This window comes from Amycolatopsis sp. NPDC089917 (assembly GCF_040684635.1).
GTDB lineage: Bacteria > Actinomycetota > Actinomycetes > Mycobacteriales > Pseudonocardiaceae > Amycolatopsis.
The window spans coordinates 26,647-39,183 of record NZ_JBFBGL010000019.1 but is presented as its reverse complement, the minus strand read 5'-3'; the positions used below and the strand labels follow the sequence as shown (position 1 = coordinate 39,183).

Annotated in this window: 11 protein-coding genes; 5 read left to right on the top strand and 6 right to left on the bottom strand. The window is 70.8% G+C overall.

Annotated features, from left to right (window positions below; genetic code table 11):
• The first annotated feature begins 117 nt into the window (after nucleotides 1-117).
• Nucleotides 118-846, top strand: coding sequence for a MerR family transcriptional regulator (locus tag AB0N89_RS16185; RefSeq protein ID WP_364205039.1), 729 nt, complete (start codon nucleotides 118-120; stop codon nucleotides 844-846).
• Here the strand turns inward: AB0N89_RS16185 and AB0N89_RS16180 are convergent.
• From AB0N89_RS16180 to AB0N89_RS16170, 3 genes are all read right to left on the bottom strand, one after another.
• The gene (locus AB0N89_RS16180) at nucleotides 843-1,946 is read right to left on the bottom strand and encodes an LLM class flavin-dependent oxidoreductase (protein ID WP_364205037.1); all 1,104 of its coding nucleotides are present in this window, start codon (nucleotides 1,944-1,946) and stop codon (nucleotides 843-845) included. The genes AB0N89_RS16185 and AB0N89_RS16180 overlap by 4 nt on opposite strands.
• Nucleotides 1,947-2,022: 76 nt before the next feature.
• Entirely contained in the window at nucleotides 2,023-2,733 is a 711-nt protein-coding gene (locus AB0N89_RS16175; protein WP_364205035.1) for an MBL fold metallo-hydrolase, read from the bottom strand.
• Between the two features lie 17 nt (nucleotides 2,734-2,750).
• The gene (locus AB0N89_RS16170; RefSeq protein ID WP_364205034.1) at nucleotides 2,751-3,275 is read right to left on the bottom strand and encodes a DinB family protein; all 525 of its coding nucleotides are present in this window, start codon (nucleotides 3,273-3,275) and stop codon (nucleotides 2,751-2,753) included.
• 41 nt (nucleotides 3,276-3,316) lie between these two features.
• Between AB0N89_RS16170 and AB0N89_RS16165 the strand changes: the two genes are divergently transcribed.
• A complete protein-coding gene (locus AB0N89_RS16165) occupies nucleotides 3,317-4,168 on the top strand; it encodes a DMT family transporter (RefSeq protein ID WP_364205032.1) in 852 nt (283 codons plus the stop codon).
• Here AB0N89_RS16165 and AB0N89_RS16160 read toward each other — a convergent pair.
• Both AB0N89_RS16160 and AB0N89_RS16155 read right to left on the bottom strand, forming a co-directional pair.
• Complete coding sequence (locus tag AB0N89_RS16160) at nucleotides 4,149-5,186, bottom strand: iron chelate uptake ABC transporter family permease subunit (protein ID WP_364205193.1); 1,038 nt, start codon at nucleotides 5,184-5,186, stop codon at nucleotides 4,149-4,151. The genes AB0N89_RS16165 and AB0N89_RS16160 overlap by 20 nt on opposite strands.
• Nucleotides 5,187-5,227: 41 nt before the next feature.
• Nucleotides 5,228-6,271: an iron chelate uptake ABC transporter family permease subunit gene (locus tag AB0N89_RS16155; RefSeq protein ID WP_364205030.1), complete on the bottom strand. Its 1,044-nt coding sequence runs from the start codon at nucleotides 6,269-6,271 to the stop codon at nucleotides 5,228-5,230.
• Nucleotides 6,272-6,362: 91 nt separating this feature from the next.
• Between AB0N89_RS16155 and AB0N89_RS16150 the strand changes: the two genes are divergently transcribed.
• The 3 genes from AB0N89_RS16150 (at nucleotide 6,363) to AB0N89_RS16140 (ending at nucleotide 10,995) form a co-directional block, all read left to right on the top strand.
• Nucleotides 6,363-8,039, top strand: a complete 1,677-nt coding sequence (locus AB0N89_RS16150) for an ABC transporter ATP-binding protein (protein ID WP_364205028.1) — start codon at nucleotides 6,363-6,365, stop codon at nucleotides 8,037-8,039.
• Nucleotides 8,036-9,793, top strand: coding sequence for an ABC transporter ATP-binding protein (locus AB0N89_RS16145; RefSeq protein ID WP_364205026.1), 1,758 nt, complete (start codon nucleotides 8,036-8,038; stop codon nucleotides 9,791-9,793). Before AB0N89_RS16150 ends, AB0N89_RS16145 begins: the two co-directional genes overlap by 4 nt.
• A 113-nt stretch (nucleotides 9,794-9,906) precedes the next feature.
• The gene (locus tag AB0N89_RS16140) at nucleotides 9,907-10,995 is read left to right on the top strand and encodes an iron-siderophore ABC transporter substrate-binding protein (RefSeq protein WP_364205024.1); all 1,089 of its coding nucleotides are present in this window, start codon (nucleotides 9,907-9,909) and stop codon (nucleotides 10,993-10,995) included.
• Between the two features lie 459 nt (nucleotides 10,996-11,454).
• Here the strand turns inward: AB0N89_RS16140 and AB0N89_RS16135 are convergent, their stop codons facing one another.
• Nucleotides 11,455-12,492 (bottom strand): DUF4073 domain-containing protein, encoded by a 1,038-nt coding sequence (locus AB0N89_RS16135; RefSeq protein ID WP_364205022.1) that lies wholly within the window; start codon nucleotides 12,490-12,492, stop codon nucleotides 11,455-11,457.
• Nucleotides 12,493-12,537 lie beyond the last annotated feature (45 nt).

Sequence of the window (12,537 nt, the reverse complement as noted above, 5' to 3'; positions counted from 1 at the left end):
GGACACTCGGCCGTTACGGCACACTCAAGCGGGGTGACCGGCGCCACAGCATTTGACCGTGCCGCTACGGCATGGTTTGTCCTGAACAGGACCAAGAGACCGAGGAGGGGGTCAGCCGTGGCCTGGAGCACCCGTCAGCTCGCCGACCTCGCGGGCACGAGCCTGCGGACGGTACGGCACTATCACGAAGTCGGTCTGCTGGCCGAACCCGAGCGCCGGGCCAACGGCTACAAGCAGTACGGCGTCCCGCATCTGGTGCGGCTGCTGAAGATCAAGCGGCTGACCGAACTCGGCTTCTCGCTCGCCCAGGTCGCGGAAATGGGCGACACCGACGAGCATCCCGAGGAGGCGCTGCGGCGCCTGGACGCCGAGATGGCCGCGACCATCGACCGGCTCCAGCGGGTGCGCGTCGAACTCGGGCTGATCCTGCGGAGGTCCGCGCCGACCGAGCTGCCGCCCGAACTGGCCGAAGCGGCCGCCGACGCGAACCTCACCGACGCCGACCGCACGTTCATCCTGGTCATGAGCCGGGTGCTGAGCCCCAAGGGCCTCCAGGCGTACAAGGAGGTCCTGGAGAATCACCTGCCGGACCCGGCCCTAGCCGAGTTCGACGACCTCCCCGCGGACGCCGACGAGGCCACGTGCGAGGACCTGGCCCGGCGCTTGACTCCCCATGTCCGCGAAGTACGGGAAGCGAATCCGGGGGTCGGCGATCTGAAGGCGGCCACGGCGGAAGGGGAACGCTTCGCCACGCACACGATCGCGGCCGCGCTCAACGACCTCTACAACCCCGCGCAGGTCGACGTCGTCCGGCGGCTGGCGCACATCGGCCAGGACACCGCTTAGGCGTGCAGTCCGCGGCGGATCAGTTCCGGCCGGACACCTTCGCCGAACCAGAACGCCTCTTCCAGATGCGGGTATCCGGAGAGGACGAACTCCTCGATGCCGTGCGCGTGGTACTCCTCGATGAGATCGGCGACCTCCTGGTGGCTGCCGACCAGGGCGGTGCCCGCGCCGCCGCGCACCAGCCCGATGCCCGCCCACAGGTTCGGGTGGATCTCCAGACCACGGACGCCCCCGTCGGTCTTCCCGCCGTGCAGCGCCGCCATCCGTCGCTGGCCGACGGATTCGCTGGCGGACAACTGTTTCTGGGTGTGGGCGATCCGCTCGGGATCGATCGCCTCCAGCAGTTTCCCCGCCTCCGCCCAGGCTTCGGCCGCCGTGTCACGGGACAGGGTGTGCAACCGGATGCCGAAGCGGACCTTCCGCCCCTGTTCCTCGGCGAGTTCACGGACCTTGGCGATCTTTTCGGCGACCTGCGCGGGCGGCTCACCCCAGGTCAGGTAGACGTCAGCGTGCTTCGCCGCGATCGGGAGCGCCGCCGGGGACGAGCCGCCGAAGTAGATCGGCGGCACCGGGTCGGGCGCCGCGCGCGTGGTCGCGCCCTCGACCTTCAGATGTTCGCCCGCGTAGTCGAACGGCTTGCCGCTCCACACCCCGCGCACGATTTCGAGGAACTCTCCGGTGCGGGCGTAGCGCTGGTCGTGGTCGTGCCAGTCGCCGAAGCGGCGCTGTTCGACAGCGTCGCCGCCGGTGACGACGTTGAGCAGGACGCGTCCCTGTGAGATGCGCTGGAACGTTCCGGCCATCTGCGCGGCCAGTGTCGGCGAGACCGTCCCGGGCCGGAAGGCGACCAGGAACTTGAGGCTTCTCGTCTCCCGGATCAGCGCCGCCGTCGTCAGCCAGGCGTCCTCGCACCAGGTCCCGGTCGGCGTCAGGACGCCTTCGAAACCGTTGGCCTCGGCGGCGCGGGCGACCTGCGCGAGGTAGTCGAGGCTCGGCTCGCGCGCGGCCGACGCCCCGGCGGCGCGACTGGCGTGGAAGTGTTCCACGATCGTGCGGCCGTCGCCGGTGGTGGGCAGGAACCAATGCAGCTTGAGCGTCACGGTTCCGAGCTTCGGCTTCACGGGCGGGCCGGGTCAATCGGCGGGCTTCGCTTCCCGCGATCTGGACACCTGCGGGTCAGCCGCCGAACATCAGCCGCCATTCGTCCAGTGACTTCGGCCGGAACACGAAGTTCGTGTCCTTCACGCGCGAAAGGTTCGCCGACGGCTCGGCCGAGTACTGGTGCCCCGGGTAGACGACGGGATCCCCGTCCAGACCGGCCAGCCACTGCAGGCTCCGGTAGATCGCTTCCCCGTCACCGCCGGGGAAATCGGTCCGGCCACAGCCTTCGAGGAACAGCGTGTCGCCCGAGACGAGCTTTCCGTCGACCAGGAAGCACTGGCTGCCCGGGGTGTGCCCCGGCGTGTGCAGCAGGCGGATCGGCACCGCGCCGACCTCGACGACGTCGTCGTGCTCGTGCGAGCGCAAGTCGGTCCCGGACACACCGGTGATACGGCGGACCCATTCGGCTTCGGCGCCGTTGACGTGGATCGGCACCTGCTCGCGCTCCAGGAGCTGCGCGATCCCCGGCAGCGAGAAGCCCATCATCTCGCCGCCGACGTGGTCCGGATGGTGGTGCGTGGCGAGGACGCCGGTCAGCCGCATGCCGTCGGCTTCCAGCAGATCGAGCAGATCGCCGACGGCGTACGCCGGATCGACGATGACCGCCTCGTTCGTCTCCCTGTCGCCGATCAGATAGGCGAAGTTGACCATCTGCGTCGCGACCGGATCCCCCACCGCGAAGTCACGGCCCGCGAGCAACTGCCGGAAGTACAGCCTGTCAGCCATGCGGACACCTTACGGCCCTATTCGCCCGTGGTGCCGTCGGCCATCTCCCGCAGGATGTCGAGGTGCCCGGTGTGCCGCGCGGTCTCCTGGAGCACGTGCGCGAACACCCAGCGGACGGTGAACTTCCCCGACCGGCGCGCCCGATCGTCCGGCGTGATCCCGGCCAGCGACGCCTCCGACAGCGCCCACTCCGCGCGATACGCCGCCACGACCGAACGCGGGTCGTCGTCCTCGGTCAGCTCCCAGCTCGGATCCGGTGAGCCTTCCCACAGCGAAGGCAGATCCGCGCCGCCCGCTTCGATCGAAAGCCACCAGCGTTCGACCGCGGTCAGATGCTTGAGCAGCCCCAGCGCGCTCGTCCGCGGGGACGACGGCAGCGGGGTCGCGGCGGCCTGTTCCCTGGTCAGCCCGGCGACCTTGTTCACCGCGGTGGCGCGGAGGAAGCGCAGGAAGTCCCACTGGATCCCGGCTTCGTCCTCGGCGATCCCGTCCGGCCATGCCCGATCGACCGGCTCGGCGGCACTCGAACCCGTGTTCGACATTCCGCCACCCTACACATCGGGCAGGGCTAGGCTGACGCTTCATGTGGTGGGGACTGATTTGCGCGCTCTTCGCGGCCTGTGCGTACGGCGTCGCTTCGGTGATGCAGGCGATCGCGGCGAAGGCGACTTCAGGCACGGAAGACCGTGTCGATCCCCGGCTTCTCGTGCGGGTGCTGCGGCAGTGGAAGTTCGTCGCGGGCCTCGCGCTGGACGTCGTCGGGTTCGTCGCCCAGGTCGCCGCCCTGCGGGTGCTGCCGCTGTTCGTGGTCCAGGCGGCGCTGGCGGGAAGCCTCGCCGTGACCGCGGTCGCGGCGCGGGCGCTCGGAGTCCGGCTGGGACGTCGCGAGTGGACGGCGGTCGCGGTCGTCTGCGCGGGGCTCGCGCTGCTCGGGATGTCGGCCGAGAGCGAGGGCTCGGATCCGACCGGGCTGGGATTCCGGCTCGTGCTGGTCGGCGCGGTGGTCGTCCTCGGCGTCGCCGGGATGGTCGCAGGCCGCGCCTCGCGGCGGCTCCGCACGCCGGCGCTGGGCCTGATCGCCGGGCTGTGTTTCGGCGTGGTCGCCCTTTCCGGCCGCGTGCTCACCAGCCTCGCCCCGCTGGACCTGCTGACCGACCCGGCCACGTACACCCTCGGCGTGGCGGGCGCGCTGGCGATGCTGTTCTACGCCACCGCGCTGCAACGCGGCAGTGTCACCACCTCGACCGCGATGATGGTGATCGGCGAGACCGTCTTCCCTTCCCTGATCGGGGTTCTCGTGCTGGGCGACACCACCCGGCCCGGGTTCGCGGCGGTGGCGGCGGTCGGCTTCCTGCTCGCGGTCTCGGCGGCGCTGGCGCTGGCCCGCTTCGGTGAGCCCGCGCCGATCGAGCCGGTCAGCGCGCAGCCCGGCTGACCCCGCGCCGGGACACCAGCAGCCAGGCCAGGTACAGCCCGCCGATGGCCCCGGTCACGAGACCGACCGGCAGCCCGGCCAGGAACCGCTGGGTGACCAGATCGCTCGTCACCAGCAGGAGCATGCCCATCAGCGCGGCCGCGGCGAGCCCGGGTCCCGAAGAGCGCGTGAGCCGTTTCGCCAGCTGAGGCGCGGCGAGCGCGAGGAACGCGATCGGACCGGCGGCCGCCGTCGCGATCGAACACAGTCCGACGCTGACGCCGAGGAGCACGACGCGGCTCCGCTGCACCGGCACGCCGAGCCCCATGGCCGAATCGTCGCCCATCTCCAGCAGGGAAAGCCTTCTGCCGTAGACGAAACCGGGCGGGACCAGGACGGCGATGGCGATCGCGACCGGGACGACGTGCTCCCAGCCACGTCCGTTGAGGCCGCCGACCAGCCACGCCTGCGCCGCCAGCCCGTCCTGCTGGGCGGCCCGGGTGATCAGGTACGAGTTGAACGCGATGAGCATCGCGTTCACCCCGATCCCGACGAGGATCAGCCGGAAGGTGTGCACGCCGCCCTTGAACGCGAGCAGCGCGATGAGCGCCGCGGTCACGACGCCGCCGACGAGCGCGCCGAACGAGACCTGGAGCATCCCGCCGTGCACCACGATGATCGTCAGCAGCGCGCCGGCGGCCGCGCCTTCGGTGAAGCCGATGAAGTCGGGGCTGCCCAGCGGATTCCCGGACAGGCTCTGCAGGATCGCGCCACTGACCGCGAGCGCGCCGCCGACCAGCAGCGCGGTCAGCAGCCTCGGCAGCCGCAGCGTGGTCACGATGAACTCGGTGGCCCGGTCGCCGAAGCCGAACAACGTCTGGATGACCTCGCCGACGCTCAACGGGTAGTCGCCGGTGGTCATGCTGACCGCCCCGACGAAGAACACCGCGACGGCCAGCAGCACGACGACGATCGCCGCCCGCGGGGTGACGCGCAGGGACAATCCCCCGCCCGGGGTGCGCAGGACGCGGGTGGTCATCGGCGGGCGCTCCTTCGTCGTGGTCCGCTCCTTCGTCGTGGTCACAGCCGGGCCAGCTTCCTGCGGCGGCACAGCGCGATGAACACCGGCGCCCCGAGGAACGCGACGACGATGCCCGCCTGCAGTTCCTCCGGCGGGTTCAGCACGCGGCCGACGATGTCGGCGCCGATCAGCGCGATCGGCGCGAGCAGCATCGAGTACGGCAGGACCCAGCGCTGATCCGGGCCGACCAGCATCCGCGCGGCGTGCGGCACGGCGAGCCCGAGGAACAGGACCGGCCCGATCGCCGCGGTCCCCGCGCCGCAGAGCAGCATCACCACGATCGCGCCCAGCACGCGGGTGCGGCCGACGTGGGCGCCGAGCGCCTTGCCGGTCTGGTCGCCGAGCGCGAGGACGTTGAGCGGCCGGGCGAGCAGCAGCGCGAGGATCACGCCGACCACGACGAACGGCGAGATCTGCAGGAACACGTCCCACTTCCGGCCGCTGAGCGAGCCGACGTTCCAGAACCGGAACTGGTTGAACGTCTCCGGCATCAGCAGCAGCACGCCGACGATGTACGCCTGGAGGACCGCCATGACGGCCGAACCCGCGAGCACGAGCCGGTCCGGCGTGGCGCTGCGGCCCGCCGAGCCGAGGACGTACACCACGACCGAGGCGATCGCCGCTCCGGCGAAGGCGAACCAGATGTAGCCGAGCACGCTCGTGACACCGGCGAACGCGATGCCCGAGACGACCGCGGCCGCCGCGCCGGTGTTGACCCCGAGCAGGCCGGGGTCGGCGAGCGGGTTCCGGGTGAGCGCCTGCATCACCGCGCCCGCGAGGCCCAGCGCGGCGCCGACGACGAGACCCAGCAGGGTCCGCGGGATGCGGAGGTCGTGGATGATCACCGCGTCGGTCGAGCCGTCGTTGTGCCACAGCACCGACCAGGTCGACGTGAACGGGATGCTCTTCGACCCCACCCAGATGCTGAGCAGGAACACGAGCGCCAGCAGGGCGAGCCCGAGCACCAGACCGCCCGCGCGGAACGTCCTTGCCGCAGTGCTCGGCGGGGACGTCGCGGCGGGCGGGCGTTCGGTGACGACCACGGGACCCTCCTTGTCACTGAGGCGCCGGAGTTCACCTCAACGAGCTATCAACTTAGACTAGCCTTACCTACCCCGACGAACGGAGGCGCCGGTGCCCGCAACGGCCACCACCAGCCGGAGCGTCCTGCGCCAGGCGATCTCCGGACAACGACGCCGAGTCACGCTCGCGTCCGTGCTCGCCGCCGGGCACCAGGGCGGTGAAGCGCTCGTCCCGGTGATCATCGGCGTGGTCATCGACCAGGCCGTCGACGGCGGTTCGGCGGGCACGCTCGTCTTCTGGCTCGCCGTGCTCGCCGTGGTCTTCGCGGGACTGTCCTACAGCTACCGGTTCGCCGCCCGCGCGGCCGAAGGCGCCTCGCTCCGGGCCGCGCACGACCTGCGCGTCGCGATCAGCAGGCGCGTCCTGCATCCCGGCGGCGGCGCCGAGAACGGCAAGCTGGCGGGCGAGCTGGTCAACATCGGGACCAGCGACGCGCAACGGGTCGGGGCCGTGAACGCGGCCATGCCGTTCGGGATCGCCGCCCTCGCCGGCGTCCTGGTCAGCGCCGTCGCCCTGCTGCGCATCTCGCTGCCGCTGGGACTCCTCGTCCTCCTGGGCACGCCGCCGTTGCTGTACCTGGCGCACCTCATCGGCAAGCCGCTGGAACGCCGCAGCGAGGCGGAACAGGAGCGTTCCGCGCACGCGTCGGGCGTCGCCACGGATCTGGTCTCCGGCCTTCGGGTGCTCAAGGGCATCGGCGCCGAACCGGCCGCCGTCGCGCGCTATCGCGACACGAGCCAGAACTCGCTCAAGGCGACCTTGCGCGCCGCGCGGGCCAAGGCCTGGCACGACGGCGCGGTGCTGGCGCTGACCGGGATCTTCATCGCGATCGTCGCCCTCGTCGGCGGGAACCTCGCGTCGTCCGGGACAATCAGCGTCGGCGACCTCGTCGCGGCCGTGGGGCTCGCGCAGTTCCTGCTCACCCCGTTCCTGATCTTCGCGTGGGTCAACGGCCAGCTGGCCCAGGGCCGCGCGTCGGCGTCCCGGGTCGCCGATCTGCTGACCACGCCGGTGGCGGTCGCAACGGGCGCCGGGGAACTCCCGTCCCCCAGCCTCGGGAACGTCCGGCTCACCGAGGTCTCGTACGGCAGCCTTCGCGGTGTCGACCTCGACATCCCCGCCGGGCAGCTGATCGGCGTCGTCGCCGCCGATCCCGCCGCCGCGACCGACCTGCTCGACTGCCTCGGCCGCGCGGGCGATCCGGCCGGGGGCCGGGTCCACGTCGACGGCGTCGATCTGTCCACTGTGGACCCGGAACGGGTGCGGGAAGTAGTGCTGGTCGCCGCGCACGACGCGGATCTGTTCGAAGGGACACTGGCGGAGAACGTGGGGACCGACCCGGACGAGGCGCTCGCCGCGTCGGCGGCGGACGAGGTCGCGGCGGCGCTTCCGGACGGCACCGCGACCGCGGTCACCGAACGCGGGCGCTCGCTCTCCGGTGGCCAGCGGCAACGCGTCGCCCTCGCCCGCGCGCTCGCCTCGGACGCACCGGTGCTCGTCGTCCACGACCCGACGACGGCGGTGGACACGGTGACCGAGGCGAAGATCGCCACCGGGCTCGCCCGGCTACGACAAGGACGGACCACGATCCTGGTGACCACCAGTCCCGCCCTGCTCGCCGTGACCGATCGCGTCGTCGTCCTCGACGGCGGACGGGTCACCGGCGAGGGCGGCCACGCCGAACTCGCCCGTGATCGCGCCGACTACCGCGCGGCGGTGCTGTCATGACCCGCGAACTCCTCCCCACCGCCGACGGCAAGCGGATCCGCGCCGTCCTCGGCGAACTGCTCCGCACGGCGAAGGCCCGTGCCGCGGGCGCGCTCCTGATGCTCGTCGGCGCGACCGCGATCGGGCTGCTGACCGCCCGGCTGCTCGGCCACATCGTCGATCTCGTCATCGAGAAACGGCAGGCGACCGAGCTGGTCACCCCGGTGGTGGCGCTGGTCCTGGTCGCCGTCGCGCAGGCGATCGCGACGGCGCTCGGTGTCTCGCTGACCGCGAAGCTCGGTGAGACGCTGCTCGCGGAACTGCGCGAACGATTCGTCGACCGGGCGCTGAGCCTCCCGCTGGACCAGCTCGAACGCGCGGGCTCCGGCGACCTGACCGCCCGGGTCACCAACGACGTCACGGTGGTCGCGCGGGCGGTCCGCGAGGCGTTGCCCGAACTGGGCCGCTCGGTGCTCACCATCGTGCTGACGCTCGGCGCCCTCGCCGTCCTCGACTGGCGGTTCCTCCTGGCCGCGCTGCTGGCGACCCCGATCCAGCTGCACACCGTGCGCTGGTACGTCCGCAACGCCGTCCCGCTGTACGCGAAGCAGCGGATCGCGACGGGATCGCAGCAGCAGCAACTGCTCGACACGATCGGCGGCGCGAAGACCGTCCGCGCGTTCCGGCTCGCCGACGCCCACGTGGAGCGCGTCCGGCAGCGGTCCGAGGGCGCGATGGACCTCATGCTGCGCGGGGTCCGGCTGATGACGACGTTCTTCGCCCGGCTCAACCTCGCCGAGTTCGTCGGCCTCTCGGCCGTGCTCGCGGCCGGTTTCCTGCTGGTGGGCGCCGACGCGGTGACCGTCGGCGCGGCGACGGCGGCCGCGTTGTACTTCCACAGCCTGTTCGGCCCGATCAACACCGCGCTGGCGCTGGTGGACGACGCGCAGGCGGCCGCCGCGAGCCTCGCCCGGCTGATCGGCGTCGCCGACCTGCCCGCGCCGCGCGAACCCGAGCTGCCCGCGAAACCCGTCGACGCCTCGGTGAAGGCTGCCGGGATCTCCCATTCCTATGTGGACGGACACCCGGTCCTGCGCGACGTCGACCTGAGCCTCTCCCCCGGCGAGCGGGTCGCGCTGGTCGGCGCGAGCGGCGCCGGGAAGACGACGCTCGCCAAGCTCATCGCCGGGATCCACACCCCCGGCTCCGGCACGATCTCCGTCGGCGGTGTGCCGCTCGGCGAGCTCGGGCCGTCCGCCACCCGGCAGGCGGTCGCGCTGATCAGCCAGGAGGTGCACGTCTTCGCCGGTTCGCTGGCGGACGACCTGCGGCTCGCCCGGCCCGGCGCGTCCGACCCGGAACTGCTGGCGGCGCTGGAAAAGGTCGGCGCGCGCGGCTGGGCGGAGGCGCTGACCGAAGGCCTCGCGACCGTGGTCGGCGAGGGCGGTCATCAGCTGACCGTCACCCAGTCCCAGCAGCTGGCGCTGGCCAGGCTGGTTCTCGCGGATCCGCCGATCGCGATCCTCGACGAGGCCACCGCCGAAGCCGGGAGCGCGGGCGCCAAGACCCTCGAAGCCGCCGCGGCCGCCGCGCTCGAAGGCCGGACCGGTCTGGTCGTCGCGCACCGCCTGACGCAGGCGGCGGCCTCGGACCGCGTCGTCGTGCTCGACGCGGGTGTGGTCGTCGAGAGCGGGACGCACGACGAACTCGTGGCCTCCGGCGGTCGGTACGCGACGCTTTGGGCGGCCTGGTCGGACAACCGTTCACGGACGTGATCCGGGACGCAGCGTCGCCGGTTGCAATCGACCGTTCGGCGTCTTAGGTTAGGCAAACCTGAATCTCGATGAATCCGGCATTTCGCCGGATCGCCGATCAAGAAGGACGGACGATGGCCCGAATCCCCACCCTCTCCGCCGTGCGCGGGCGCCTGAAGACCGCCGGCGTGCTGGCGTCCACTCTGGTGCTGGCCGCCTCGCTCACCGCGTGCGGAGGAGGAGGCGGCGAGTCGGCCACCCCGGCCGCGCAGAACTCCGCCGGCTCGGCGGTCGACGCGAACGCGTTCCCGACGACGATCGAGCACAAGTACGGCAGCACGACCATCACCCAGGAGCCCAAGCGGGTCGTCACGGTCGGCCTGACCGAGCAGGACGCGCTGCTCGCCCTCGGCGTGGTCCCGGTCGGCGTGACCGAATGGCTCGGCAAGTTCCCCGGCACCATCGCCCCGTGGGCGACCGACAAGCTCGGCGGCGCCGCGCTGCCCGAGGTCCTCAAGGACGTCGACGGGCCGCAGTACGAGAAGATCGCCGCGCTGAAGCCGGATCTGATCATCGCGCTGTACTCGGGGCTCACCAAGGAGCAGTACGACAAGCTGAGCCAGATCGGCGTGCCGGTCGTCGCGCAGCCCAAGGAGTACAACGACTACGGCATCCCCTGGAACGAGGCGACCAAGAAGGTCGGCCAGGCCGTCGGACGCTCCACCAAGGCGAACGAACTGGTCAAGGGCGTCGAGGACAAGTTCGCGCAGGCCCGCAAGGACCACCAGGAGTTCGCGGGCAAGACGGCGCTGATGGCCTCGACCTACGAGGGCTACTTCGTCTACGGCAGCCAGGACGGGCGCTCGCACATCCTCGAATCGCTCGGCTTCAAGCTGCCCGCCGACCTGGACGCCGCCATCGGCGACAAGTTCGGCAAGAGCCTCAGCGCCGAGCGGACCGACCTGCTCGACCGCGACGCGCTCGTGTGGCTCATCGACACCCCGGCCAAGGCGCAGGAGATCCTCGGCAAGGACGCGCTCTACACCGGCCTGAAGGTGGCGAAGGAGAAGCGCGAGGTCTTCATCGAGAACGACGGCACCTACGGCAGCGCGGTCTCCTTCGTGACCGTGCTGAGCCTGCCTTACGTGCTCGATCGGATCGTCCCGCAGCTCACCGCGGCGGTCGACGGCGACCCGAAGACCGAGGTCAAACCGGCCAACTGAGCCGTTTCGGGAAAGGAACGGGGTCGCGGGCTTTTCGCTCGCGGCCCCGTTTCGTTTCGGGTCAGCGCGACTCCGGCCGGTACGTCGCGAAAGCCACTTTCGGGACGTACCGCAGGAGCGCCGCGTCCGTGTTCCGCCCAGGTACATGAAGCGACAGAAGTGGCGGTGGCCGTTCGGTCGGGGTGGTCGTGAGTAGCGATTCCGGTTAGGGCCAAGAGTGTCTTAGGTGCCTACGGTCGGACGGTTTCGCGTGACTGGACGGACGACACGTGTGACCGGCTGGACGACACGCGGCGAGACTCGGCCGGGCCGAGTGTCGTCCGTCTGGTCACGTGTGCCGTCCGTCTGATCACGCGAAAGTACCGAGTCGGTACAGGTGGTCGTGAGTGGCGATGAGGGTTAGAACGACACTTGCCACTCACGACCCGCTGTACCGACGCGCCACCGGCCCCCTCCCTGTCAGTGCGGGAATCCCCAGGAGTCCTGCAGGGGAACGGTGATCTGCTTCAGCCAGGTCTTCGTGGTGAAGTCGCGGGCCTTGATGACCACCGAGCCGGGCGAGACCTCGACCTGCAGCCCCTGGTTGAAAGCGCCGCCGAGCGACACTTCCCCGCCCTTGCCGTCGTCGGTCCAGCCGGTCTGGACCGCGGCGGTGTTGACCACGGTGAAGCCTTCCAGGTTTCCGGTACCCGGCACCACCCGGCGGACGACCCAGTCCGACAGGTTCAGGTCCCAGTGCGTGTGCCCGGAGAACAGGAACACGTCCTTGTACCGGCCGAGGATCGAGAGCAGCCTGTCCGGCTGGAGGTAGTCCGACCGGTAAAGCTTGTTGTGCGTGCCGGAAACGGTGTTGGGCAAGGGATGATGGGTCAGCACCATGACCGGGCTGCGCCGGATCGACCAGTACCGGAGACGCTGTTCGAGCCAGGTGAACTGCCGGTCGCTCATCCAGACCTCGTCCCACAGCTTGGGGTCGTGGTACTTGGCGTAGCGCTCGGTTCCGAGGCAGAGCACCGGAACCCCGCCGAACGACGTCTCGTTGTAGACGGTGTTGCGACCCGCGAACCGGTAGAAACTGCGGAACAGCGAGTCCTCGGTGGTCCCGTTCGGCCAGGTCTCCTGCGCGAGCGTGTCGGGGTCGCGCCATTTCGGGACGTAGAACTCGTGGTTGCCGATGGCGCAGGCGACCTGACGCGGATGCGCGTGCTTGTCGAAGGTCTCGCGAAGCTGGGCGTACTCGAAGTCGTAGCCGCGCGGGGTGAGGTCACCCGCGATGCCGAGTCCCGCGCTGCCCGGGTTGATCGCGTGCAGATCGTCGAGCGCGGTGCCGAAGTCGGTGAGATCGCCCTGGATGTCACTGAGGATGTTGAACCGGACGACCGGCCACTGTGGACCCCACTTCGCCTGCGCCTGGGGCTGCGCCTCCGCCTGACCCGGCAGCATCGCCGCCCCTGCCGCCGCGCCTCCGGCGGTCACCATGAAAGCTCTTCGATCCATAACGCGAACCGTACTCACGTTCCATGACCGACTCCGGTCGCGAAG